Genomic DNA, 1768 nt, shown 5'->3' on the forward strand with positions numbered 1-1768 from the left:
AAGAGGCTGTCTCAAAAGGGCAGCCTCTTTTTATTTTTAAGGGTGGGTTTGTGCACAATGGAGGTGAATAAAAAGATATAGGTTATCATACAATAAAGAGGGCTTTTTGAGTGTCTTTAAAGTATGGCAAAGAGACAGGACCTGAAGGTCATCTTCAAACAGAACTACCAGAATCAGCTAATGGTACTACCGCCTAGCTTGGATGAACTGATAGTGGCAGGTCACCCGGTACGGGTTGTTAATGCAGTATTGGACAAAGTAGATATTGCGGGATTACTTAAAGAATATAAGCCGGGAGGTACTACCAGTTATCATCCCCGGATGCTGCTTAAAGTATTGGTATATTCCTACATCAACAATATATACAGCAGCCGTAAGATGGAAGAAACAGTGTCGAGTAATATCCAGTTCATGTGGCTGGCAGGGATGATGAAACCCGATCATAATACGATCAATCGCTTCAGAGGTCAGCGTTTGCAAAAAACCTTACAACCTATATTCACCCAGGTGGTAATGTTATTATGTGAAGAAGGGTTGCTCAACATCAGGGATCTGTATACGGATGGCACGAAGATAGAAGCCAATGCTAACCGCTACACGTTTGTATGGGGTAAATCCATTAAAACCAATAAAGAGAAGATAAAGCAGCAGTTAAACGATCTGTGGCAATACGCACAAAGCGTAGCTTCAGCAGAGATGGATGATACCGATCCAACCAGTTTTGAGAAAATAGACGCTGAAAAGGTAAAGGCCACTATAGAAAAGATCAATGCAGCAATGAAAGATAAACCGGTAAGCAAGCAGATAAAGCAAAAACTAAATTATGCCAAAAAGCACTGGCCGGGCGCGCTGGACAGGTATGAAGCACAGGAAAAGCTATTGGGTGACAAGCGTAACAGTTACAGTAAAACCGATACGGATGCCACCTTTATGCGGATGAAAGAAGACGCTATGTGCAATGGACAGTTAAAGCCGGCCTATAATGTCCAAATATCGACCAATGGTCAATACATAGCCTCTTATTCCCTTCATCAAAGCCCAACCGATACCAATACGCTGATCTCGCATCTGGAGCAACACCGGGAACAGTTCAATGAATTGCCGGATAGCCATACTGCGGATGCCGGTTATGGCAGTGAAGAGAACTACCAGTGGATGGAAAACAATCAGGTGGCAGCTTATGTAAAACACCATCAGTTTGACCGGCAGCAGCGTAAAACAATTACCTGTAAAAAGCCTTTGGCGACAGACAACCTACATTATAACAAAGAGCAGGATTACTATGTATGTCCTATGGGCCAACACATGGAACTTATCGCTACCAGCACCCGAACTACCACTACTGGTTACCAACAAACCAGTAAAAAATACGAGGCCCGAAATTGTGAAGGATGCCCGTTACGGGGTGTCTGTTACAAGGCCAAAGGAAACAGGGTCATTGAAGTAAATGAAAACCTGTTACGGTTGAAAAAACAGGCAGATGATCTGTTGAAAAGCGAAGAAGGGATCAAAAAACGAAAACAAAGGTGCTGCGATGTGGAACCTGTGTTTGGGAATATCAAATACAACCATCATTTTAAGCGCTTCATGCTGCGCGGTATTGATAAAGTCACCGTTGAAACCGGATTAATTGCACTGGCTCATAATCTAAGAAAGAAAGCTGCCTGAAACAGCAGGTACTTCTCAGAAAATCTAATCCCAGCTTTAAATGCCCGCTCTCCTCTCAAAATGAAAAGCCGCCTCAATTATTGTATTGAGACGGCCTCTT

Annotated in this window: 1 protein-coding gene; it reads left to right on the plus strand. The window is 43.0% G+C overall.

Going from position 1 to position 1768, the window contains the following annotated elements:
* Positions 1–123: 123 nt before the first annotated feature.
* A complete protein-coding gene (locus BLU98_RS17445) occupies positions 124–1668 on the plus strand; it encodes an IS1182 family transposase (protein ID WP_092727078.1) in 1545 nt (514 codons plus the stop codon).
* Positions 1669–1768: the final 100 nt, after the last annotated feature.

The sequence above is a fragment of the Hydrobacter penzbergensis genome, assembly GCF_900106985.1.
Lineage (GTDB): Bacteria > Bacteroidota > Bacteroidia > Chitinophagales > Chitinophagaceae > Sediminibacterium > Sediminibacterium magnilacihabitans.

Bases quoted from the DNA above. Each gene is read 5' to 3' on its own strand.
- BLU98_RS17445 (WP_092727078.1), top strand. From the start codon at position 124: ATGGCAAAGAGACAGGACCTGAAGGTCATCTTCAAACAGAACTACCAG.